The organism is Larkinella knui, from assembly GCF_003858645.1.
GTDB lineage: Bacteria > Bacteroidota > Bacteroidia > Cytophagales > Spirosomataceae > Larkinella > Larkinella knui.
The window spans coordinates 1,082,989-1,107,372 of sequence record NZ_RQJP01000001.1 but is presented as its reverse complement, the minus strand read 5'-3'; the positions used below and the strand labels follow the sequence as shown (position 1 = coordinate 1,107,372).

Sequence of the window (24,384 nt, the reverse complement as noted above, 5' to 3'; positions counted from 1 at the left end):
TAGTTTACAGTCTTCAGTTTACGGTAGTTGACGCACGAGTGACCGTACTTCGTCAGCCATCGACAAACCATAAACTAAAGATTACCAATCAACAACTGAGCCATCCAGGGCATTGTACGTCTCCGGATTTTTCCAATCGTGACCAATTTTATCTTTAAGTTGCGCTTCATCCAGTTCAACACCCAGGCCCGGCCCCGAAGGAATCAAAACCGTACCATCTTTTTCCAGTTTAAACGGTTTTTTTAAGTACCCTTCGCCCAGTGAGACCTGCTCCTGCACCAGAAAATTGGGCACACTGGCCGCCAGATGCAACCCAACGGCCAGCGAAATGGGTCCCATCGGGTTATGCGGAGCAATCGGCACGTAATACGCTTCGGCCATTCCGGCGATGATGCGCCCCTCCGTAATGCCGCCCGCGTGACAAAGATCCGGCTGAATGATGCTGGCGGCCCCTTTTTCAAGAATTTCACGGAAGCCCCATTTCGTAAAAATCCGCTCGCCGGTGGCAATTGGCAAATGAGTTCCCCGCGCAATGTCCACCATCGTATCGACGTTTTGCGCCTGACAGGGCTCCTCGACAAACATGGGTTGGTAGGGTTCCAGCCCTTTGATCAGGACCTTGGCCAGCTGCGGAGAAATGGCTCCGTGAAAATCGATGGCGATGTCCATTTCCGGCCCTCCGGCTTCCCGAAGTGAAGCAAAATTATCAATTGCGTACTTCACAAACTGCGGGTTCTCCACAATATTAGCCGGATTCTTTTTAGCAACGCTGGTTTTGATCACCGTATACCCTTCCGCCTTCCGTTTCTTCATGTCCTCGGGAGTACTGGCCCGGCCATAAATCCGGACGCGGTCGCGGGTTGGCCCCCCGAATAATTCATACACCGGCACATTCAACAGTTTGCCTTTAATGTCCCACAATGCGTGATCGATGCCACTCAGGGCACTGGTTAAAATGGGGCCACCCCGGTAAAACGCGTGCCGGTAAATCGCCTGCCAGTGGTGAATAATATGTCGCGGATCTTTGCCAATCAGATACGGTTCCACTTCCTTGATGGCGGTTTGAATGGTCAGCGCCCGGCCCTCCAGCAGCGGTTCGCCCAAACCAACCACGCCCACATCGGTGTGAATTTTCAGGAAAATCCAGCGGGGCTTGACCAGAAACGTTTCCAGTTTGGTGATTTTCACTTTGCCGTAATCCCGAAATGGGCCGGGGTTGGAGGCATACGAAGTCTGGGGTAGAGCGGCCATGGCCGTACCGGCAACGCCCAAAACCGACTGGATCGCCGTGCGCCGGGAAATACTCGATTTTTTCATGTTTTTATACAGTTAAGTATGTACTGTTACACAGAGTTAATCAGGGAACATCAGAGTCTATCAGAGAATAATTTCTCTTTTTTGCTCTGATAAACTCTGATGTTCTCTGATTAACCCTGTGTAATAACTCATTTTTTATCCCACCAAACCCGCGTGCTCAAGGTGTTTGGCCCCTGCCGGGCGATGGCGGCATTCACATTTTGCAGATTGACGATGGTTTCGCTGTCCGGATACGGCATCCGGCGAATGAAATCCTCGGTAATTTCAGAAGCCGGATACGGGTTTTTGGCTAAAGTCGGAAAGCCGCTCCGGCGGAAATTGGCGAACAATTCGGGGCCATTCAGGAACGACGCTACCCAGTATTGGGTATTGATTTGATCCAACGCCTTCGTCATGTCCAGCGGGTGAGCCGCGAGGTAGGCCTGAATGGCGTCTTCCTTAATGGCCGCACTGACGTCGTAAGCGGCCATTTGCTCCATATTCGCCCGAATTCCTTTGGCAAAATAATCGGCCGCATTGCCCGTCACCCAGCCGCGCACTGCCGCTTCGGCCAGCAGCAATTGCGTCTGGGAATAGGTGACGTGAAACTCCGGCGCGTCCAGTTTCAATACCGTGTTGAGGTTGACCTGCGTAAAATCCCACAGACTGGCAACGCCATATTGGGCGAGAACCGCCGGGGTCGAAACCGTCACATTATCGTAACCCATCGGCATTCCGACCTGAACTTTGGGATCCGTCGAAGCCCGGGAAGCAACCTGTTCCGGACCGCCTTTTGCGCCCACATACCGCACCGCAATCGAGCCCAGCCGCGGATCGTTGTTGGTTTTCAGGTAATTGACGAAGGGCGCAGCCAGGTAAAAATTGGTTTTCTCGCGGGCCTGCAAATGGTTGCCAATCCAGTTGTTATACAAAGCCGAATGCCGCATCACCGAGTTATCGTCGTTGGACTGCATCACCCCACCGGCAACGGCTTTTGTCACGTATGTTTTGGCCGTTGTCGGGTCCACTTTGGTCAGTCGCATGGCCGCCCGCAGCATCAGCGAATACCCCAGCTTCTTCCATTTGGCCACATTACCACCGTACAGAATATCCGTCGATTCAACGGCCCTGGTGGCGTCCAAACCCGCCGAAGCTTCGTCCAGTTCCTTGAGCAAATCCTTGTAAATCACCTCCTGGGCGTCGTATTTCGGCGATGTGATCTCGCTGATGTAGCCTTTGGCGGCTTCCGTGTAGGGAATATCGCCGTAGGTATCGGTCAGAATCATGAACGAATACGCCTTCCAGATCCGGGCGGAATGGTATAAATTCGTCCGATTGGCATCGTCTTTGGTTCGCTCCACCACATCCACGATTTGCTTCAGCACATTGCGGTAAAAATTCTGCCACACCAGGGGCGTGTTGCTCACGTTGTTCTGGTTGTAATTGGCCCCGGCCAGCGAACTGCCGTAGGGCGTAATGATCTGCTGCACAATACCGAACTCGTAGCATAGCATTTCGAGGGTTCCAAAACCGTCCAGATAGGTCGCATCGATGATGGCCTTGTTCATCACAAATGACGGTGCCAGCGTGGTTGGGTCCACTTTGTTGGTGTTGATTTCGTCAAACTTATCGTCACAACCCGAGAGCAAACCGAGGGTCGTGAGCAAACCAAGAAGGTATATCAGTTTCGTTTTCATCGTTAAAAAATGAGTGGTTGAGTGATTGAATGGGCTGCCAGTGTGGCAACTGATCGAACCGGAGCCATGAAAACAAGCTTAAAACTTGATGTTCAGGTTGAAACCCATGCTTCGGGTGGGCGGCAAACTCGGCCAGAAATCCAGCCCGGTGGCGTTATCCGACGCGTTGTTCACCATTTCGGGGTCCATGTTTTCCGTCCATTTTTTCAATACCGCCACGTTGTTGGCCACGGCACTCAACCGAAGGCCCTTGATGAAAAATTTCTGCGGCAACAGCTTCGTAAAATCGTAGCCCAGGGTGAGCTGACGCAGTTTCCAGAAACCGGCATTGTAAATGAAGTCCTCGTAAATCCCGAGCACATTCGGCGTTTCATAGAACGGCTGAACGGCGGAGCGCGTCGTGTTCACTTCGCCATCCGGATTGACGCCCTTGCCGATGACGTAGCCTTCCGCCCGGCCATCCAGCGTCTTTTTGTGCAGGCCATGACGCAAATAATTCATGTTCTGACCGCCAATCATTTTGAAACCCAGCTTGAAATCGACGAGAGCCGTAAGCGTTATGCCCTTGTAATTGAAGGTGTTGGTAATACCGCCAAAATATTTCGGCAGCGCATTGCCGACGTTCACCGGCGTGTTGTTGCGCAAGGGCCGTCCGCTGCCTTTGTCAAAAACCTGACGCCCCTGGGCATCCCGCAAATAGTTGAAGGTGAACAATTGTCCGATCGGTTTGCCCACCACCTGACGGAGGGTACTGCCGCCCGAACCGCCAACGGTAATCATGGTGTCGCCGGCCGATAAGCCCAGGGTCAGCACTTCGGAAGTGTTGTAGGCAAAATTCGCGCTGACATCCCAGCGGAAAGCCGCGGTATTGACCGGCGAACCGGTCAGCAATACCTCAATGCCTTTGTTCATACTTTTGCCGACGTTGATCAGCTTGTTGGTATACGACGAAGCATCCGAAACCTGCGTCGCCAGAATCTGATCCTGCGTGATTTTGCGGTAATACGTAAAATCGAGGCCGAGCCGGTTATTGAGAAATTTCAGCTCCACACCCGCTTCGGCCTCCGACACCCGCAGCGGTCGCAGGTTGCGGTTGGGCACCGACGTGGCGCTGATCCCGCCCACCGGAACCAGCTGACCCGAAGGCGTTGCGAAGTTGTTGTTGTTGACGGCATAAAACAGCGCGTTGGAATACGGGCTCACGTTGTCGTCTCCCACCTGCGCATAAGCCGCCCGGATTTTCCCAAACGTCAGCCAGGCTGGCAGGTCGGAAAAAGCTTGGGAGAACACGAAACTTCCGGTTACGGACGGATATAAAATGCTGCGGTTTTCGGGCGAAAGTGTTGAAAACCAGTCATTCCTGGCAGTCGCATTCAGGTACAGAAATTCCTTGTAAGAGATCGTCGCGGCCGCGTACAACGAATTGATTTTTCGTTCCGACAAACTGTACAACGGGTTTTTGACCCGCCCGTTCATTACCGTATACAAGCCGGGTTGCACAAAATCCTGCACGGTTACGCTGTTGTAATCCATGCGCACATACCGCTGGTTGCCACCGAGGGTGACGTCGACACCGATGTTTCCGAAGGTGTGGTTACCACCCAGAATGAAGTCATAATTCCGTTCCACAAACTTGCGAACGTCCTGCGTATACGAGCCATTGACGTAACCCGCCGGAGCTTTGGCAATCGGGGCATAGCCGTTCGGAATGTTGTAATCCTGATCGCGGGTATACAGATCCTGCGCCAGCCGCCCCTGCAAATACAGCCATTTGGTGAACTGGTATTTCAGCGCAACATTCCCGAAAAGCCGGTCGCGTTTGATATTTTCGAAGTGATAATTGACGGAATAATACGGATTGTTGCGCACTAAAAACCGGGAAAACACGAACTCATCGCCATTGGGCAGCACCTGGTTCTTTTTCAGAGCTTCAAACGGCATGGAATTCGCGAGGGTCATCACCACCGTCGGCGTCGCAAAATCCTGGGCGTTGAGCTGGGTCGGGTTGCGGTTATACTCGTTGGAATAATTGACATTCCCCGAAGCCACCAGGTTTTTGCTGATGTTCTGCGTAAACCCGATGTTGATCGTTTTCCGGTTAAAATCCGAATTTGGCGTGATGGCTTTGTTGTCGGTATTCGAAAACGACAAGCTGAATCCGCCATTCTCACCGTTGTTGGCCACCGTCAGGGTATTCGTAAAATTGGTCCCGATGTTATAAAACTGCCGAACACGGTTGCGCACCGGCTCATACGGATAGGTTTCGCCCCCGAACAAAACCTGCGTCATACCCGGCTGAAATTTCTCACCGAAACTCCACACACCCGATGTCGGATTCGGCGTGGTGGGCCGGATACCGCCTTCGCCCTGGCCGTATTCGTACTGAAAATCCGTAAAATCCAGCGGTGTATCGGTCGTAAAATTGGTGTTGTATTCCACGCCGAAACCTTTGCCCGCGCCCCGGTTTTTGGTGGTAATCATCACCACGCCGTCTTTGGCGCGCGATCCGTAGAGCGCAGCCGCCGTCGCGCCTTTCAACACCGTCATCGTCTCGATGTCGTCGGGATTGATGCTCGAAAGGCCGTCTCCCCCATCCGAATTGTTGGCCGACCGGGCACCGAAGTTGCCGCCGATGGCGTAATTGGAATTATCGACCGGAACGCCGTTGATGACAATCAGCGGATTATTCTGGCCGCTAAACGACGACTGGCCGCGAATCCGGATTTTGGAGCTGCCACCTGGCCCGGTCGACATCGTTGAAATATTGACCCCCGCCATTTTTCCCTGTAAACCCGTCATCAGATTCGGACTGCGGTTGGTCGAAATCTGGTCCGCATTCACCGTTGCCGTGGCATATCCCAGTGTCTTGGCTTCGCGTTTAATCCCCAGCGCCGTCACCACCACCTCGTTCAGATTCTTGGTATCTTCCGCCAGTTGCACATTGATCACCGAACGACCGTTCACCGGAACCGTCTGACTCACGTAGCTGATGTACGAAAAGACCAGTGACGCATTGGAAGGCGCATTGATCGCGTAATTACCGTCGGCATCCGCGACCGTGCCCACCGTCGTACCGCTCACCAGCACGTTGACGCCGGGCAGTACCTTATTGTCGGAACCGGTGACCTTTCCGGTCACCCGGTTGTTCTGGGCAAAGCCGTAGCTCTGGCTCAGAAACAGCAGTAGAATCAGGAGTTTTACAGGTTTTTTCATGTTCAGGAATGGGATAAGGATGAAGGAAATGGAGGGAGAGGTATGAATTGAGAGTGAAGAATGAAGAGTTGGCTGACGCAAGCTGCTCTTCATTCTTAACTCTTAACTTTTAACTCTTAATTCTTCGTTTTACCAGTTGTGGATGGAACCATCCGGGGCTTTCAGGATCGGGTGCGGGAATTTCGTATTCGCGGTAACTTCCAGAAGAAAGGTGGCTTTTTTCGGGTCGAATTTGACACCTAGCCCCGGTTCGGGATTGAGGTACAATTTGCCGTTTTTGAAGTTCACGAAATCCTCGTTGAAGTAGGGCGGTCGTTCGGGTTCGCCCCCACCCAATTCCATCAGGCAGCGCGTCGGGCTGCTCGACCCGAGGACGTGCACGAGCGTTGCCGTCGCTAGCGGGCCGGTGAAGTGCGGGATCATGCCCACGTAATGGGTTTCGCACATGGAGGCCAGTTTCTTGAATTCAGAAATGCCGCCGGTATTCGGAACCGTAAACCGGGTGTAGTCGATCAGATGCTGCTCGATGAACGTATTGCTGTCCCAGCGGTCACCAAACTGCTCACCGACGGCGATGGGAACCGTGGTCATGGCCCGGACGGTTTTGTAGACATCGGGGTTTTCCGACCGGACGATGTCCTCCACAAAATACGGTTCCAGCGATTCGAGTGCCTTGCAGATTTTGATGCCTTCGGTCGTATCGAACCGGGTGTGTAAATCGACCGCCCAGTTGCCCCCACCCCCCACGGCGGCATCGATCCGTTTGCAGAAGTCGATGGTTTTCTTTGCATTATCGTAGAAGTCGAACGGTTCGGCGCCGTTTCCGCCCGTTGGCCCGATCCGGTAGGCCCGCAAACCCGCTTTGATGCAATCTTGCGCGCGACCTTCTTCGGTGGTGGCTTTGGAAGCGCGGAAACCGGTGGCGTAACATTCGACGTAATCGCGGGTGGCACCGCCCAGCAATTCATACACCGGTACGCCAAGCGCCTTGCCCTTCAGGTCCCACAGCGCCATGTCCAGCGCGCCCTGGGCGTGCAGTTTTTCCCGACCGGGCGGATAGAACATGCCGCGGTAGAGATTTTGCCAGATGTGTTCGATGCGGAACGGATTTTCGCCAATCATCATCTGGGCACACTGTTCGATCATATCCTTGGAACCACCTTCACCAATACCGACAATACCGCCATCGGTTTCGATTTCGACGATGCCGCGGGCCTGATTAAACAGCGGTTTGTTGTAATTGGGAGCCGCATAATACCGGATTTTGGTAATCTTCAATTTGGGCACTGCGGCTTCACTCAGCAGTGGAAAACCGGACAAAATGGCACCGGAACCAAGTACGGCCGATTTTAGAAAATTTCTTCGTTGCATAGAAAAAGGGGGTCTAGTGTCGGTTGTTTAAACGATTAAGCAATCAGTCAAATAAATACTTTTCAGGCTACTTTTACTTTTAATCGGGACGAATCTCTCGCCACCAGTTTTGCTTCCATCAGGATCTGCTTTTTGTCTGCATCCGGCTGTTTCAGTTTATGAATCAGAATTTCCACGGCGGTTTTGCCCAGTTCTTCCATCGGTTGCAGCACGTACGTAATCGGGCAATAGTACAGATCGAACACTTCGGCCTGACCGAAACTGACGATTGCCAGGTCATCGGGAACTTTCAGACCCAGCGAGTTAATGTATTTCAGGCCGGCAATGGCCAGCCGATACGTCGCAAAGATCAGGGCATCAACCGGAAAATCGGCAGCCAGCATGTCGTCGATGCCAACCCTGATTTCCTTTTCCACGGTCTCGAATCCAATCTCCTTCAGCCAGGTCGACTGAAACGGAATCCGGTTTTCGGCCAGCGATTGCCGGTAGCCCCGAATTCGTTCCTGCATGTGAAAAAGCTGCGATTTATAGGCAATCAATCCAATGTTTTTATACCCGTTCTGAATTAAATGTGAACCGGCGTCAAACGCGGCTTTAAAACTATTCAGGGAGACGAAATCAGTCGCTAAATCCGGAAAATGCCGGTCCAACAAAACAAAGGGAACATTTTTATCCAGCAAATACCGGATCTGTTCTTCCGAATCTTCCGACGAAACGATGATGAACCCGTCGACCTGCCGGTTCAAAAATACCGCAATCAGATCCCGCGACTTCTCCGCATTTTCGTCCGAACTTCCGATGATGACCGTATACCCATTTTTTTTGGCCTCGTCTTCAACAATTCGGGCAATGTTGGCAAAAAACGGGTTCGATATATCCGCAATGATCAACCCAATGGTCTGGGTTTTTCCACTTCTCAGACTTTTCGCCAGATAATTCGGCTCGTAATTCAGCTCCCGGGCAATCGCTTTGATTTTAACCGCAATCTCGTGGCCGACCCGGCTTTCTTTCTCCTTTCCATTTAAAACGTAGGATACCAGCGCAGTTGAAACCTGCGCTTTTTCAGCAATGTCCTTCAGAGAAACTTTCTTCTTATTCATACCGGAACCGGGGGTGCTTCAAATGTATGTTTAAACGATTAAACTAAAAACAAAATGGTATAATTATTTTATTTAATTTTGTTATTTGTATTTAAATTGGTTAATCTGTTCAGAGTTCTTACTTTATTGGTATAGTTTACAGACTCACCTGCAGCCCTCCTAACCCCGTAGTTGATGAAGGATAAAAATGAAATCGATGCCACCGGCCCACGCCGTGATGGTGACCATCATCAGGAAGATCGTCGGCTTTTCTTAAAACAATCGCTGGCCATGACCGGCCTGACGCTGACGCCCTTTTCATTCTTCAACGCCGAACCGGATTCGTATTCAGTCCTGGCCGGAAATGCGGATCGCGTCGACCTTTCGCTGACCATTAACGGAGTCAAACGGCGGCTTTCGGTCGATCCGCGGACAACCCTCCTCGATTTAGTGCGCGAACAACTCGGACTAACCGGCACCAAAAAAGGCTGCGATCTGGGTCAGTGTGGAGCCTGCACGGTTCACGTGGATGGGCAACGGGTACTTTCCTGCCTGAGTTTTGCGGTGATGCAACAGGGTCGAAAGATAACTACCATCGAAGGGCTTTCCAACGGCGCGTCATTGCATCCGATGCAGGAAGCGTTTATCAAACACGACGGTTTTCAGTGCGGCTACTGCACCCCCGGACAACTGATGTCGGCGGTTTCGTGCATTCGCGAAGGCCACGCCAATTCCGAAGCCGAGATCCGGGAATACATGAGCGGCAACCTGTGCCGTTGCGGGGCCTATCCGAATATCGTGAAGGCCATTCTGGCGGTTAAAACCAGTGGTCAGAGCGTATGAAACCGTTTCACTACCTGCGTCCGACCACGGTAAAAGATGCCATCAACGCCCTGGCGTCCGCTCCGAACGCCCGCTTCATTGCCGGTGGCACCAACCTCATCGATCTCATGAAACGCGGGCTGGTTGCGCCGGAAAAGCTGGTCGACATCAATTCCTTACCGCTCAAAAAGATTGAACAGAAAGCCGGTTTTGTGCGCATCGGCGCGCTGGCTCTGAACAGTTCTGTAGCTGATCATACAATAATTGCGGCCAAACACCCGCTGCTGGCACAAGCGCTGAAGGCCGGGGCTTCCGGCCAGTTGCGCAACATGGCGACGATGGGCGGCAACCTGCTTCAGCGAACCCGTTGCCCGTATTTTTACGATACGGCTTTCCCCTGCAACAAACGAAATCCGGGCTCGGGATGCAGTGCGCTCGAAGGCATCAACCGCCTGCACGCCATTTTTGGGTTTTCCGAAAAAACCGGCCCACCGACCTGCATTGCTGTAAATCCCAGCGACCTGAATGTGGCTCTGTCGGCTTTGGACGCTACCGTTGTGGTCCAGAATACCCAGGGGGAACGGCGGATTCCGTTTGCCGATTTTCACCGGTTGCCGGGCGACCGTCCGGATCGGGATACCACCCTGGAAGCGGGCGAACTGATCGTTGCCGTCGACATTCCGGATGCGCCTTTCGCCCGCAATGTGCATTATTTTAAAGTGCGCGACCGGGCTTCTTACGCCTTTGGACTGGTTTCGGTGGCGGCTGCGCTGGACCTTGACAACAACCGCATCAAAACCGCCCGGCTGGCCCTGGGTGGCGTGGCCCATAAACCGTGGCGGCTCTTCGAAGCCGAAAAAATGCTGGTCGGCCAACCCGTTTCCGAAACCGCATTTCGACAAGCCGCTGAAGTGGCGATGCGGGACGCGAAAGCGTTTGAGCATAATGCCTACAAATTGAAACTGGCACCGAATTCCATTCGTCAGGCGTTAACACTAGCCGCCGGTATTTCCTGAAAAACGCATGGCAAACGCCCATCAAAATCCCGCCGAACCGCACCCTTCCCTCGACCGCGTGGATGGTCGACTGAAAGTAACGGGGGCGGCTACCTATTCCGCCGAATATCCATTTGAGAATCTGGCGCATGCGGTATTGATTACCAGCACCATCGCCAAAGGACGCATCCGTACCATCGACGCCAAAGCGGCCGAAACCGCCCCCGGTGTGCTGGCCGTTCTCAGCCATATGAACTCACCCGGAGTTCCGGCCTACGGATCGGTCAAACTACCCGCCGAACGGGCGCCCGTCGGAACGGCTTTTCGGGTGTTTTACGACGAATTTATTTATTTCAGCGGGCAGCCGGTGGCGATGGTAGTTGCCAATACGCCGGAGCAGGCCCGGCACGCGGCTTCGTTGGTACACGTTGATTATGAGTCGGAAAAGCACCAGACCGACTTTGAAGCCAACTTGTCAAAAGCCGCTGTTGCGACCAGTGTTCAACGAAATAAAACCTCGCCCTTTCAGGATTATGACCGGGGCAATCCCGATGCGATCTATACCGCCGAAGTCAAAATTGAAGCGACCTACACCATTCCCACGCAGCACCACCAGCCGCTGGAACCCCACGCCATCATTGCGGTTTGGGAAGCGGATGACAAGCTGACGGTTTACGATAAGAATCAGGGAGTTAAGTCGGCGCAGGGCAATTTGGCGCAGGCGTTTAAATTACCCCGGGAAAATGTAAAGGTCAACTCGAAATTTATCGGCGGAGCCTTTGGTTCGGGCATCCGGGTCTGGCCCCACACGGTGGCGGCTGTTCTGGCGGCCCAAAAAGTGAACCGCCCCGTCAAGCTGGTGCTGGGTCGCGAACTGATGTTTACGTCGGTGGGTTACCGACCCTTTACCGTCCAAAAAATAGCCATCGGTGCCACGAAAGACGGACAATTTACCGCTATCACGCACGAAGGAACCGGGCAGACGTCCACCTACGAAGAACACCTGGAACGGACGATTCTGGCCACACGGGCGATGTATGTCTGCCCGAATGTTTCGACCCGGTATCGACTACTCAACCTGGACGTCAACACGCCGACCTGGATGCGCGGCCCCGGCGATGCCACGGGCATGTTCGCGCTCGAATCGGCACTCGACGAACTGGCTTTTGCCCTCAGCATCGATCCGCTGGAACTCCGGCTGCGCAACCACGCCGATTCCGACCCCGAACGCCATTTGCCGTGGTCGGCCAAGTCGCTGAAAGACTGTTACCGCATTGGGGCCGAGCAGTTTGGCTGGAAAAACCGGATACTGGAACCGCAAACCATGAAAGCAGACGGGATGCTGGTCGGCTACGGTATGGCTTCCAGTTTATACGGTTTTCACCGCCATCCTTCCAAAGCAAAAGCCGTTCTGCTGGCCGACGGTTCGGTGGTTGTCCAGAGTGCAACGATGGACATTGGCCCCGGAACCGGCACGGCGATGACGCAGATTGCCGCCACCATGCTCGGCGTCAATCCGAAAAAAATCCGGTTCGATCTGGGGGATTCCGGCCTGCCCGACGCGCCCGGCCAGAACGGTTCATCAACGATTCCGAGCGTAGGATCTGCCGTTCACGCAGTGTGTAAAGCACTGAAAATCAAATTATTGACTCTGGCGGTAGCGATACCCGGTTCGGGATTCGCCGACGTCCGGCCCGAGGATGTCACGGTTAAAAATGGCCGGCTTTTTCCGTCTGCCGACTCATCGCCGGGCATTGCTTACACGGATATTCTGAAGCATCACAAACTGACGCAGGTGGAGGTGACGGAAGAATCGAAGCCGGGTGCGGAGCGGGATCAGTATTCGATGTACTCGTTTGGCTGTCATTTCGTGGAGGTCCACGTGAGTCCGGTAACGGGTGAGGTGCGCGTCAAGCGGGTGGTGACCTGCGCGGATGTCGGCAAAATCATCAATTACAAAACCGCCCGCAGCCAGTCGATTGGTGGCGTCGTGGGCGGGATTGGCATGGCGTTGATGGAAGAATCGGCGATGGACCACCGGTATGGCCGTTACGTGACCACGGATTTTGCCAGTTACCACATCCCGGTTCACGCCGACATTCCGCAAATCGACGTATTTTTTGTGGATCAGCCAGATCCGTACGTAAACCCGATCGGTTCGAAAGGGCTCGGCGAAATCGCCATTGTCGGGGTGGCGGCTGCGGTTGCCAATGCGGTTTTTCACGCCACCGGCAAACGGATTCGGCAACTGCCAATTACGCCCGACAAGCTGCTGTAAGGTAACATTTTTACCCAATCAACAGATTCAGCGCCATGACGCCCGCCAGACCGGTGACCGAAACCAGCGTTTCCATCACCGACCAGGTTTTGAGTGTATCGGCCATCGACAGTTGAAAATACTCGCGGAACAGCCAGAAACCGGTGTCGTTCACGTGCGAAAACATCATACTCCCGGCTCCGATGCTCAACACCATCAGGTTGGGTTCTACGCCCGTTGCCGCCAGCATCGGTGCCACAAATCCGGCCGTCGTGATGCCCGAAACCGTCGACGATCCGGTGCAAACCCGGATGAGGGCGGCCATACCCCAGGCCAAAACGTACGGGTGCAGCGTCGAACTTTCCATCATCCCGGCAATGGATTGACTCACGCCCCCGTCGGTCAGCACCTGTTTTAAGGCACCTGCCCCCCCGAAAATCAGGAAAAGCATAGCCACATCTTTCACCGCTTCCCCAAAAAGAACCGTGACTTCCGGCATGGTTTTGCCCCGCCGAATTCCCAGCGTATAACTCGCCACCAAAACCGATAGAAACATGCTCACGACAGGTTCGCCTGCGAAGACAATGACCTGTTGAACCAACGAGCCTTCCGTCAATAACGGACTCAGGAAGGTACTGAGGCCAATGAGCAAAATGGGCAGCAAAACCGTCAGCAAACTCGTGGTGGCCGAGGGCATTTGTTCATCACTCAGGTCGGGCGCAATGAAAGCCGGATTGGCCAGGGTGGTGTAGCGTTTCAGCGTGGAGCCAAACAGGGCACCGGAAATCAGGATCGCCGGAATCGAGACGATAATGCCGTAAAAAAGCGTCAGGCCCATGTCGGCATTGAACTGTTTCAGAATGGCCAGCGGGGCCGGATGGGGCGGCAGATAACCCTGCGTCACCGAGAGCGACGCCAGCATGGGCAGGCCGATGTACAACGCGGGAAGTTTGTAACGATATGAAACCGTGATGACCAACGGGGCCAGCAGCAGAAAGCCCACGGAATAAAACAGCGGCAGGCCCACAATGAAACCGGTTACCAGAAAAGCCCAGCGGGCGTGGCGGGTGCCGACCAGCTCCATCAGTTGAACCGCAATTCGCTGGGCGGCACCGCTTTGGGCGACGAGTTTGCCCAGCATCGCACCCAGCGCAATGATGGCGGTAATGGAACCAAGCGTACCGCCGATTCCTTTTTGGATCGAGTCCAGAATTTCCAGCGGTTTTTGACCCAACGCCAGACCAACACCCAGCGAAACGGCCAGAAAAGCCAGAAACGTATGAATTCGGGCCAACGAGATGAGCGCAATGAGGGCCAGAATGCCCAGGATGGTTATGGTTAGGAGCATAACCAAACATAGGAAATATTATGATTCCACCGAAATAGTTGACTGAAGATTCAATTCGGAAGCCGCCCGACGCGCCTGTAACACGTGCCGCTGTTGGTGGGCAATCAGAAACCGGAACGTGTCGCCGACCGAAAGCCGGATGAATCGGGCGATGGAAATGGGGACCCGGAGCGTTTGAATATTCACCCGTTTGGCACGATCCAGCAAGTCCAGAATCGCCTGTTGCTGTTCCAGAAATAAGGTCAAAACCGCCCGCCCATCCAGGTTGGAAGCGGGCGTGTGGGCTTTGATGGCTTTCGATTTTAAGCCAATGGAACCGTCCGCTTTGGGCTTCATCGCGTTGGCGAAGTAATTACCCAGCCAGCCACTGCGGAAACGCGGAGGAGCCGCCAGTTGCTGCTGTTCTCCTTTCAAAACGGCGTTTTCGAGCAGCGGAATGTAATAGTGGCCGTAACTGTTGAGGTGGTCCAGACACTGCGCGATGCTCCAGCGATCCGGAGCCGGTTGCCGGTTTAAGTCCTTGCTGGTCATCCGACTAAATTCCTTTTCGACTGTCTCCGCGAGCGTGCGGGTGTCGCGGGCTAACTCATCGAGCAATTGATGACTTTGAAATTCGGGCATGGTGGTGTGTGTTTATGTTCACAAACCTAAGGCGGTTTTGACCGGAAAATCTTGGTCATCGCCAAGATTTTGAAAAGCCGCTACAACTTCACGGAAGCGAGCAGTTTGCTGAACGTGGTGGGATCCAGACCCAGATACGACGCCAGGTATTTGTGCGGAATCAGTTGCAATACGTGCGGACTTCGCGTCAGGAGTACCCGAAATTTCTCTTCGGCACTGAACGTCATCAATTCGATGTAGCGCTCCATCAGGCCCGACATGGCAGCCGCTGTTCCGATTCGCCCCCAGCGTTCGAGGGCCGGATAGGTGCTGAGGAGTCGGTCGAAGTCCGGAAATGAAAGGCGGAGAAGCCGGCTGGCGGTCAGCGTTTCGAGGTAATACAGCGACGGCTTTTGCAACTGAAACGAATCGATAATCCCCGACATGGAGCCGGTATACGAAAAAATCAGCGTTGCATCCCGTTTGCCGTCGCCCACATAATACGCCCGCTGAACGCCCTCGACCACAAAATACAAATACCGCTCAATTTCTCCGGCCGCCGTCAGGATGGTTTTTCGTTTGTATTCGACCGGATGCCAGCAGGCGGCAAAAGCTTCCCACTCGGTTTCGGTGAGCTTTCCGGCCTGAAAAGCGACGGTTTTCAACCGTTCCAACGATTTTGACCAGTCATTCATGCCTCAAACGCTCCGGATTTGATAAACTGGGTTTGGGGCAATTTCAGCAAACTCAGGATGACCTGAAACCAGCCATCAGCCTCACCAACCAGCGGCACCGGCTGGTTGAGCAGCCGGTATTTATGGTCGATATTGGATAAACCGACGCCGTTCGACTCGATACGCAGGTTTTTTCGTTGCAGGTTATTTTCGACAATCAGCAGGTCGTGCTCCGTCGTCCGAATCCGGATCGTGAGCGGTTGTTCGGGTAAAATAATGTTGTGCTTCACCGCATTTTCAACCAGCAACTGCAACGTCAGGGGCGGTAACAGAGCGGAATGGGAGTCGTCGGCAACCGAAATATGTAAGGCCACACTCGTTCCGAAGCGGGTTTGCAGCAGGTGGAAATACGACCGGATAAACCGGAGTTCGTCGCTGAGGCTAACCAGTTCGTTTTCGTTGCTACGGAGTAAATACCGGTACACATTGGACAGTTCATCGACAAATTCGCTGGCCAGCCGGGGGTTTTCGTCGATCAGCGAGGAGAGCGTATTGAGTCCGTTGAACAGAAAATGCGGATTGACCTGGCTCTGCAAGGCCCGCATCTGAACCTCCGTTTTTTCCTGTTGCATGCGTTGCAGAGCCAGATCCGCTTCCAGATTTTCGCGGTGTCGCTGTTCCCGTTCGCGCTCCAGATCCTTTTCCACCACGGCTTTGCGAATGGCTTCGCGCCGGTGCCGGTAGGAAATCCCCAGCGAAAAAAAGATCAGGTCCAGCACCACGCCGGTTTGAACGAACAAGTCGGGATGTTGCCAGAACGGCAGCGTTTGACTCAGGTTCGGCGAGCGAATCAACAGCACGGTGGTAATGGAATGATTGAGGAGCAGCGAAGCCGTTCCGGCCACAAAAAACCGGGCGACGGTATCTTTTGATCGGAAAAACGAGTAAACGATGTAGGTGCCCACCGACAGCAACGCAATCCGGACCGGCTGGAGGAGAATATTGTGCAGTTTGGTTTGCCAGAAATCCGTAAAAAGATAGATGTACGTTTTGGCAACACAGTAAAAAACCAGCACATATTGAACCCGCACCACCCAGCGCAGAAACCGGGGACGCTCCTTCAGATTCAGGAAAAGTTTGGCTAATTCGAGGTAAAGAATGTACCCGGTATACGACAGCATCAGTTTGTAAAAATTACCGATGTTGATGGGCAGGTTAAAATGATTGATGACAAAATAAATGGCCCAGGTCACTGTATACAGCGTATACAGGCCATAAATCCGCTCCCGGTACATCAACCACTGAATGGAAGTGACCAGAAAAATGGCCAGAACCATTCCCAGAAAGAGCGGAGACCAGGCTTCGTATGTCATTTTAGTGGTAAAGTTGTGGCATACACATCGTTAGAAGTGGAATCGGACGTAAATGTACAAAAAAGCGGAATAGCCCGATGCGCCCGATTAAGGTAGGTTTTGGTCGGTGTTTGCCTGAACCAATTTTTACCGCAAATCCTTCTTGATGTAGTAACACGAATTTAAAACTTTGATGGGAACACGGATGGAGCGGATTGAACGGATAAAAAACTGATTTTAATTTTTAATCGGTGTAAATCCGTTCAATCCGCTCCATCCGCGTTCCTATCCGAAATCAGCTTTTGATATGAAAGTAGAAATCTGGTCGGACGTAATGTGTCCGTTTTGCTACATCGGAAAGCGGAAATTTGAAGCCGCTCTGGAGAAATTCGATCACAAGGAATCGATCGAAGTGGTTTGGAAAAGCTTCCAGCTCAACCCCGCTCAGGAGACAGACCCGAGCAAAAGCATCACCGAATACCTGGCCGAAAACAAAGGCTGGACCCTCGGCTATGCCAAACAAATGAACGATTATGTAACCAACATGGCTGCTGAAGTCGGGCTTCACTACGACTTCGACAAAGCGGTAGTAGCCAACTCGTTCGACGCACACCGGGTGGTTCAGCTAGCCAAGAAACACGGCAAGGGCGACGATATGGAAGAGCGTCTGTTCAAGGCGTATTTTACCGAAGGAGCCAACACTGCCGACCACGAAACGCTGCTAAAGCTGGCGACCGACATTGGCCTGGATGCCGCCGAAGTGAAGCAGGTTCTGGCGTCCGACCACTACGCCACCGACGTAAAAGCGGATATTCGGGAAGCCCGTCAGGTGGGCGTTACCGGGGTTCCGTTTTTTGTGTTTAACCAGAAATACGCCGTTTCCGGTGCGCAGGCTCCCGAAACATTTCTGGGCGCCCTGACCAAATCGTTTGGCGAGTGGACCGATTCCCATGCGGTTGCGGAGCCGGTTCGAATAGACGGGCCGGTATGTACGCCGGATGGAAATTGTGATTAATTTCGCAGAAAAATAGCACCCATGTCCACTCCATCCGGATCAGATAGCCCCACGGTTCAGGAATCCTTTTTCAACCGCCGGTTTCTAATCAATACCGGGCTGATTCTGGCCAACAGCGTTCTGCTGCTGTTTGTGATCAAATGGGCTGATGTTGTCCACTGGCCTTATTTTCTGGCGGCTGTTACGGCGGCCATCATCGGTTTTCTGGAGCCCCGAAAAGGTTGGATGCTGGCGATTTTGCAAGCCGCCATTCTCTGGATTGGCTATACTTTTTTCACCTCGGCACCCACAAACGGCGGCAAAAAGGAACTCGAACTGTTTTGTCTGTACGGTTCCATCTTCCTTACTTTTCTGGGGAGTTTCGTTGGCGGGATTTTGAAACGCGCTTCCAGTAAATAAAATAGAAGCGACAGGCGAGACAAGAGAATAAAGATTTCAAACACGCTTTAGAGAGTGATGTTTTATCTTTGATCTCTTGTCTTTTTTCTTTTCTTACTCCATCCGAAAATCTTGAATCTTAATTTCCCGACATCGCTTTCTCCCCGGAAAATTCGGCTGGCTACGGCCGGTTTTTTCTTCATTTCGGGTTTTGGCTTCTCCACCTGGGCTTCCCGCATTCCATCGCTGCAACACCAACTCCGGCTGAACGAAGCCCAGTTGGGCGCGGTTTTGTTTGCCCTGCCGATGGGTCTGATCCTGACGCTGCCGCTTACCGGCCTGTTGATCAGCCGTTTCAGCAGCCGCACCATGATGCTGGTCGGGGCCCTTCTTCTGAATGGTATCCTGGCTTTGCTGGGTCAGGCGAGTCAAACGTGGCAGCTGGCGATTGTCTTATTCTGCTTCGGAGCCGCCCGCAATCAGCTGGGCATTTCGGTCAACGCTCAGGCCATTGGCGTTCAGGCTTTGTATGACCGGTCCATTCTGACGTCGTTCCACGGCATCTGGAGCGTAGCCGGTTTTGCCGGGGCGGCTTTGGGTTCGCTCATGATTTCGGCCAACATCTTACCGTCCTGGCACTTCATCATCGTCAGTATTTTCCTGACCCTGCTCGCCCTCCTTTTATTTCCGAATACCATTCCCGAACCGGTATCGCAGCAAACGTCCCGATCCGGTTTCGTGTTGCCCGACCGATCGCTGTTGAAATTCGGGATGATTTCGTTCACGTCGATGGCCTTCGAAGGCGTCATGTACGACTGGAGCGGTATTTATTTTCAGAAAATCGTTCACGCGCCCAAAGAACTGATCGCGGCCGGTTTCGTCGCGTTTATGGTTGCCATGACCATCGGGCGGTTTTCCGGCGACTGGCTGGTGAACCGGTACAGCAAAAAAACCGTCCTGACCGTCAGCGCGCTCCTCATGACCACCGGTTTGCTAGCAGCCGCGCTTTTTCCAACCGTGCTGGTAGCCAGTTCGGGTTTCATCCTGATCGGTTTTGGCTCATCCTGCGTCATTCCGCTGGTCATGAGTCTGGCCACGCAATCCAAACGGGGCGGCACCGGCTCGATCATTGCGGCCGTTTCCACCATTGCCTATTTCGGCTTTTTGATTGTTCCGCCGGTGGTTGGCTTCATGGCCGAATCGTTCAGTCTGCGCTGGTCGTTTGGCCTGATGTCCCTCCTGGGTCTGATGATGCTCTGGCTGGTCAGCCGCATCCCCGCTCATTCCGGCATGACCAGCGAAGGGTAAGCCTACCGTAACGGCTGCGGTTTGACGCCCTGTACCGTAATCTGCACCGGTTTGATCAGCCCTTTTTCATCGAATTCCATCGTATCGATGCAGGTCTCGCGGTGGTTGCCATCGGTTTCGGTAAGCGGACGGCGGTGATACACAATGTACCACTGGTCTTTCCCCGGCACCTGAATCACGGAATGATGGCCCGCGCCCGTGGCTACTTTCGGGTCCTGTTTCAGGATTTTATCGATGCGCTCGAAGGGTCCGAACGGTGAATCCGCCACAGCATAGGCCACCGAATAATCCGGGCCGGTCCAGCCGCCTTCCGACCACATGAAATAATATTTGCCATTGCGGACAAACATAAACGGCCCTTCCACGTAGCCTTTTGGCGTAATTTCCCGGAAGGTTGTGCCATCTGTAAAGGGCACAAAACCGGTAAAATCGTCTTTCAGTTTGGCGATATTGCAATGCCGCCAGCCGCCGTAAATCATGTAATACTGACCATCCTTGTCTTTGAAAACGAATTGGTCGATGGGCTGGGCACCGTTGATAATCTTGTCGATCAGCGGTTTGCCCAGATAATCCCTGAACGGACCGGCTGGATTGTCGGCCACGGCCACACCAATACCGCCCACATCTTTTTGATCATTCTGGATATCGTTGGCCCCAAAGAACAAATAATACTTCCCGCCTTTTTCAACGATGGCCGGTGCCCACATGGCCCGCCAGGCCCATTTGATGGCCGTCGTGTCGATGATCCGGCTGTGCTTCGTCCAGTTCACCAGGTCGGGCGACGAAAAAGCATCCATAAAAACCTGCTGGTTATAGGGTGCCGAATACGTGGGGTAAATCCAGTATTTATTTCCCAGAATAACACCTTCGGGATCGGCATACCAGCCCGGAAATACCGGATTGCCAGACATTGATTTTTTCTCTTTATTTTTTTGAGCCGCCGTTGAACCCTGGGAAAATGCCGGCAGGGTTGAACCAAAAAACAGGAAGATCAGAACAAAGTGTTTCATAAATTAGTGGGGGCAGGCGTTATTATTTAGGGGTTGGCAGATAAATTTTCACATCCGGATGCATGGTGTAAAGCCGGTATTGTGAACCGTCCTGCACCAAAATACCGCTCGACGTATTGTCGGCAATAATCGGGTTTTTATCGTATTTTTTCCAGTGAACCAGGTCTTTTGAAACCGCCACATTGGTCGACCATTCGTGCCAGTCCTTGAAAGCCGATGCGTGGTAATACAGGTAATAGAAGCCCTTATACCGGATAATCTGGTTGGCTGCCACCGCAAACTGGTCGTATTTTTCCGGGCCCATTTTTAAGACAGGCTCATCCTGCACATGCGTCCAGGTCTTCAAATCTCTGGAGGTTGCGAGCCAGACGGCGGCATCGTTTCGTTCATAAAACAAATACCAGACATTGCCTTCTTTCCAGATGGCCGGAGTCCCATAGGGGCCTTTCGAAATCGGTTTGCCATCGGTCTGCCGGATATCGATTGGTCCCTGCTCCCGCCAGTTGATCCGATCCGTTGAAGTCAGCAGGTGGGCGACATCGTCCTTGCCTTCCGCAAACATATAATAGGTATTACCAGACTTCAAAACCGCCATATCTTCCACCCAGTCTGTTTTATGAATCGGGTTGTTGGCGTACCGTTTCCACGTAAAACCGTCGGAAGATGTCGCATACCCGAGGTATTTTGTCGTACCTTTTCCATCTTCATACCCCGTATACCACATGTACCACTCCTTGCCTTCGCGGAGGATGTAACCCCGCTCCCGAATTTTATGGTCCCAGGTGGCCGCGCCGGTTCCGGCAAAAACCGGGTTGTTTTTGTAAGGGGTAAACTTGACCAGTTCATCCGGAAACTCGGCGTTAGGCACCGGTTTTTCGGACGAAATCCAGCCGATAAAAAGGGTTGAAAGCAGGAGAAACGCGTAACTTTTTTTCATGAAATGTACTTGATTAAGTCAGGGTTTAGAACGATGGGGTAGTAATGACTGTATAAATAGGAAGCGCATGGTCATTCTAATTTTTGACAGCAACTGCGGATTGCAACGGGGTCGCCCGGCGATCCGCGACAGAGGTGGCCAGGAACGGTCTGCCGTCGCGGTGCAAATCCTGACCCGCATTACTTCGTTTTGGTTTTAACGTACAATTCTTCCACTTTCTGGCGTGCCCAGGGTGTTTTTCGCAGAAAAGTCAGGCTGGATTTAAGGCTCGGATTGTCGGTAAAACAGCGAATGGTGATGCGTTGCCCCAACCGCTCCCAGCCAAAGTGATCGACTAATTCCGTCAGAATGTTTTCGAGGGTTTTGCCGTGGAGCGGATTATTGGGTTGGGAAGGGGTCATGAGTTGGAACCGGTTACTGATCGGGTGTAAAGATAGTTCAAGTTCTCAAACTGGCGTTTCTGCCCCCCATCTTCTTTTTAAATCACCAAACCTGCTTATATTCCGTTTTTTACGGCTATCTTAAACAGATTTAAGGTATAACGTTAGACAAGAGAATACCGTTTTGGTCGTTATGGGTTAACGAGCCTGTTTTCAGTATCTCATTTTTGTTTCCAGCTTTACAAACTCTAATCCCCAATCCCAAAAACCATGGCACAGCAAAAAGCACCCACGAAAGGAAGCGCCAAAAAACCGTCGGAGAAAACGTTGAAGGAAAAACGGGCCGATAAACAGGCAAAACGCGATAACAAAAAGGATTATTAATTTTACACAATCAGCAGTCCGTTCTGCCGCAAACTTCGCCAGGTCGCCGACTGCATAAAGGCCCCAAAACTCCCTAAGCCGGCGGCTTCAAAGTCCGCTTTCAAGCCGCCGAGGGAGTAGGGTTCTTCCTCCCCGATCACGAGTTTTGGCATAACGCCCTCCAGCCACGCTCCTACCGGCAAACTCGTTTCCAAAACCCACTCGCTTTTCTTCGTATGGAACGCCAATTCGGCGAGTTCGGTAACTTTATTGCCCTTTTTCACTTCCAGAATCGATACACCCGGCAAACCTCCCAACCAGATCGCCACGGCATTGGGCCGAAATTCATTGTCCGGCAAATAGCGAATGCTCTTCTCAATATACGTGGGAGGAATGGTGGTCGGGGGCGTTTTGAAATCGAACCAGTTCCTGAGCGGAAACTCGAAACACACCCCGTGCATGTAATTAAAAAGCGACTTCCGAAGCCCCTCCGAAAACAGGCTGTGGTCGCACCCCAGCGGGTCGTTGTGGTCCAGATCGTTGTCGGCAAACAACCCGGTTTCCGGACCGATTCGCATCACATCGAAACCGGCGGGATGCAACCCAACCGGACTGTGGGCCGTCATCGCAAACCGGTGCCAGAACCCCGACTGCACAATACCGGCTTCGAACAATTGCCGCACCATTTCCAGTGAATCGATTGTTTCCTGAGCGGTTTGCGTTGGAAAACCGTACATCAGATAGGCGTGCACCATAATCCCGGCCTGGGTAAAACCGTCGGCCACCCGGGCCACCTGCGCCACCGTAACGCCCTTTTTCATGCGTTCGAGCAGCCGGTCCGACGCCACTTCCAGTCCTCCCGAAACGGCAATACAGCCCGACGCTTTCAGCAACAGACACAGGTCGGGCGTAAAATTCTTTTCGAAGCGAATGTTCGTCCACCAGACCACCGTCAGCTTCCGGCGAATGATTTCCAGGGCCAGATCGCGCATCAGCGCGGGCGGGGCCGCTTCGTCTACAAAGTGAAAACCGTTCTGGCCCGTTTGTTCGATAATTTCCCCGATGCGGTCACAAAGCAAAGCCGCCGTCAGGGGTTCATACCGTTTGATATAATCCAGCGTCACATCGCAAAACGAGCACTTGCCCCAGTAACAACCGTGTGCCAGCGTCAGCTTGTTCCAACGGCCGTCGCTCCACAGCCGGTGCATCGGATTGACAATTTCAATGACTGACAAATAGTCGTTCAGCCGCAGGTCGCGGTAGTCGGGCGTACCGGTATCCCGTTGCGGCACATCGCGCTCCCGGTTTTGATTGTGATACGTCACCACACCTTCCGTCCGGGCGTATACCCGCTTCAGGCCGTCGCGGTCGCGCTGCCCGGCCAGATAATCGAGCAGCGAAAGCAGGGGCGCTTCACCGTCGTCGAGGCAGATGTAATCGACATAATCGAACACCCGCGGTTCTTTCAGGGACCGGAGTTCGGTGTTGGCGTACCCACCACCCATGATGACGGCGATTTCGGGATGGTGTTTTTTGAGGTACTGACCGCACTTCAGGGCTCCATAGAGATTACCAGGAAACGGAACGGTCAGACAAACCACCGTGGGTTGCCACTGCTGAAGCCGCTGTTCGAGCAAATTCGTCAACGTTGCCGTAACCCGGGTTTCGGGCGACTGCAAAGCCGTGTGCAATTCATCGAAATGCGTGGCCGAGCGCCCCAGACGTTCGGCATACCGGCTGAAGCCAAAATGCGAATCGACCGCTTCGGTGATCAGATCGGCCAGATCTTCGAGGTATAACGTGGCCAGATGGCGGGCTTTGTCGTGGATTCCCATCGTTCCGAAAGCCCAGTCCATGTCGTCCAGTTGGGCAAAACGCGATGCTTCGGGCAAATACGACCGGTCGCAAATGCTGTGGGCCAGCGTCGGATTTTTATTTTGCAGAAACCGGATCACCGGATCGATGGTGCTGATGTAGTCGGCGCGGAGCGAAAAAATACGGAAGCTGTTTTCGGTAAGTTCGGCGTCCGAAGCATCGAGGTCGGCAAACAGCGCCCGCAACCCTTTTGCCGAAAACAGGTCGAGAATTACCTCGATGCCCAAATCGACCTGATGCGAACGAAATCCTTTCGTATTCAGAAAACCTTTCAGGTAAGCCGTGGCCGGATACGGCGTGTTGAGCTGCGTAAAAGGGGGCGTGATGAAGAGGATTTTTTGTTCCAAGAGACTCCGTTGCTTCGTTCAGCACAAAGGTAGTTCTTGTTGGTCAGAAATAGCTCTTTTCATAAAT

Annotated in this window: 19 protein-coding genes; 6 read left to right on the top strand and 13 right to left on the bottom strand. The window is 53.1% G+C overall.

All coding sequences use genetic code 11. From position 1 onward, the window contains the following. Nucleotides 1–81: 81 nt before the first annotated feature. The 5 genes from dgoD to EHT87_RS04465 all read right to left on the bottom strand — a co-directional run bounded on the left by dgoD (nucleotide 82) and on the right by EHT87_RS04465 (nucleotide 8,677). Entirely contained in the window at nucleotides 82–1,317 is a 1,236-nt protein-coding gene (gene dgoD, locus EHT87_RS04485; RefSeq protein WP_124904266.1) for a galactonate dehydratase, read from the bottom strand. Between the two features lie 128 nt (nucleotides 1,318–1,445). After that, nucleotides 1,446–2,993: a SusD/RagB family nutrient-binding outer membrane lipoprotein gene (locus EHT87_RS04480; protein WP_124904264.1), complete on the bottom strand. Its 1,548-nt coding sequence runs from the start codon at nucleotides 2,991–2,993 to the stop codon at nucleotides 1,446–1,448. 78 nt (nucleotides 2,994–3,071) lie between these two features. Then, nucleotides 3,072–6,206 carry a SusC/RagA family TonB-linked outer membrane protein gene (locus tag EHT87_RS04475; RefSeq protein WP_124904262.1) on the bottom strand — a complete coding sequence of 1,045 codons (3,135 nt, stop codon included), beginning with the start codon at nucleotides 6,204–6,206 and terminating at the stop codon, nucleotides 3,072–3,074. Between the two features lie 129 nt (nucleotides 6,207–6,335). Further along, nucleotides 6,336–7,577: a mandelate racemase/muconate lactonizing enzyme family protein gene (locus EHT87_RS04470; RefSeq protein ID WP_124904260.1), complete on the bottom strand. Its 1,242-nt coding sequence runs from the start codon at nucleotides 7,575–7,577 to the stop codon at nucleotides 6,336–6,338. A gap of 62 nt (nucleotides 7,578–7,639) precedes the next feature. Further along, nucleotides 7,640–8,677, bottom strand: a complete 1,038-nt coding sequence (locus tag EHT87_RS04465; protein WP_124904258.1) for a LacI family DNA-binding transcriptional regulator — start codon at nucleotides 8,675–8,677, stop codon at nucleotides 7,640–7,642. A gap of 174 nt (nucleotides 8,678–8,851) precedes the next feature. Between EHT87_RS04465 and EHT87_RS04460 the strand changes: the two genes are divergently transcribed. From EHT87_RS04460 to EHT87_RS04450, 3 genes are read left to right on the top strand one after another with little or no spacing between them, the layout of a single operon-like run. Beyond that, on the top strand, nucleotides 8,852–9,499 hold the full coding sequence (locus EHT87_RS04460) for a (2Fe-2S)-binding protein (RefSeq protein WP_124904256.1): 648 nt from the start codon (nucleotides 8,852–8,854) through the stop codon (nucleotides 9,497–9,499). Then, entirely contained in the window at nucleotides 9,496–10,494 is a 999-nt protein-coding gene (locus EHT87_RS04455; protein ID WP_124904254.1) for an FAD binding domain-containing protein, read from the top strand. The genes EHT87_RS04460 and EHT87_RS04455 overlap by 4 nt, the downstream gene beginning before the upstream one ends. 7 nt (nucleotides 10,495–10,501) lie before the next feature. Next, entirely contained in the window at nucleotides 10,502–12,751 is a 2,250-nt protein-coding gene (locus EHT87_RS04450; protein WP_124904252.1) for a xanthine dehydrogenase family protein molybdopterin-binding subunit, read from the top strand. Between the two features lie 10 nt (nucleotides 12,752–12,761). On the opposite strand, the gene EHT87_RS04445 is transcribed toward EHT87_RS04450, so the two are convergent. The 4 genes from EHT87_RS04445 to EHT87_RS04430 all read right to left on the bottom strand — a co-directional run bounded on the left by EHT87_RS04445 (nucleotide 12,762) and on the right by EHT87_RS04430 (nucleotide 16,725). After that, entirely contained in the window at nucleotides 12,762–14,078 is a 1,317-nt protein-coding gene (locus EHT87_RS04445) for a gluconate:H+ symporter (protein ID WP_124904250.1), read from the bottom strand. An 18-nt stretch (nucleotides 14,079–14,096) separates the two neighbouring features. Further along, on the bottom strand, nucleotides 14,097–14,699 hold the full coding sequence (locus EHT87_RS04440; RefSeq protein ID WP_124904248.1) for a DinB family protein: 603 nt from the start codon (nucleotides 14,697–14,699) through the stop codon (nucleotides 14,097–14,099). A gap of 80 nt (nucleotides 14,700–14,779) precedes the next feature. Next, on the bottom strand, nucleotides 14,780–15,373 hold the full coding sequence (locus EHT87_RS04435; protein ID WP_124904246.1) for a Crp/Fnr family transcriptional regulator: 594 nt from the start codon (nucleotides 15,371–15,373) through the stop codon (nucleotides 14,780–14,782). After that, nucleotides 15,370–16,725, bottom strand: coding sequence for a sensor histidine kinase (locus tag EHT87_RS04430; protein ID WP_124904244.1), 1,356 nt, complete (start codon nucleotides 16,723–16,725; stop codon nucleotides 15,370–15,372). The genes EHT87_RS04435 and EHT87_RS04430 overlap by 4 nt, the downstream gene beginning before the upstream one ends. 286 nt (nucleotides 16,726–17,011) lie before the next feature. On the opposite strand from EHT87_RS04430, the gene EHT87_RS04425 reads away from it, so the two are divergent. From EHT87_RS04425 to EHT87_RS04415, 3 genes are all read left to right on the top strand, one after another. Continuing rightward, complete coding sequence (locus EHT87_RS04425) at nucleotides 17,012–17,719, top strand: DsbA family oxidoreductase (protein ID WP_124904242.1); 708 nt, start codon at nucleotides 17,012–17,014, stop codon at nucleotides 17,717–17,719. 21 nt (nucleotides 17,720–17,740) lie between these two features. Beyond that, nucleotides 17,741–18,118 (top strand): hypothetical protein, encoded by a 378-nt coding sequence (locus tag EHT87_RS04420; RefSeq protein ID WP_124904240.1) that lies wholly within the window; start codon nucleotides 17,741–17,743, stop codon nucleotides 18,116–18,118. Between the two features lie 111 nt (nucleotides 18,119–18,229). Beyond that, a complete protein-coding gene (locus EHT87_RS04415; protein ID WP_124904238.1) occupies nucleotides 18,230–19,405 on the top strand; it encodes an MFS transporter in 1,176 nt (391 codons plus the stop codon). Between the two features lie 2 nt (nucleotides 19,406–19,407). Here the strand turns inward: EHT87_RS04415 and EHT87_RS04410 are convergent, their stop codons facing one another. The 4 genes from EHT87_RS04410 to EHT87_RS04395 form a co-directional block, all read right to left on the bottom strand. After that, nucleotides 19,408–20,415 (bottom strand): glycoside hydrolase family 43 protein, encoded by a 1,008-nt coding sequence (locus EHT87_RS04410; RefSeq protein WP_229320843.1) that lies wholly within the window; start codon nucleotides 20,413–20,415, stop codon nucleotides 19,408–19,410. Between the two features lie 22 nt (nucleotides 20,416–20,437). Then, nucleotides 20,438–21,352, bottom strand: a complete 915-nt coding sequence (locus EHT87_RS04405; RefSeq protein WP_124904236.1) for a glycoside hydrolase family protein — start codon at nucleotides 21,350–21,352, stop codon at nucleotides 20,438–20,440. Nucleotides 21,353–21,531: 179 nt separating this feature from the next. After that, the gene (locus EHT87_RS04400; protein ID WP_124904234.1) at nucleotides 21,532–21,753 is read right to left on the bottom strand and encodes a VF530 family protein; all 222 of its coding nucleotides are present in this window, start codon (nucleotides 21,751–21,753) and stop codon (nucleotides 21,532–21,534) included. 365 nt (nucleotides 21,754–22,118) lie between these two features. Further along, nucleotides 22,119–24,317, bottom strand: coding sequence for a B12-binding domain-containing radical SAM protein (locus EHT87_RS04395; protein ID WP_124904232.1), 2,199 nt, complete (start codon nucleotides 24,315–24,317; stop codon nucleotides 22,119–22,121). Nucleotides 24,318–24,384: the final 67 nt, after the last annotated feature.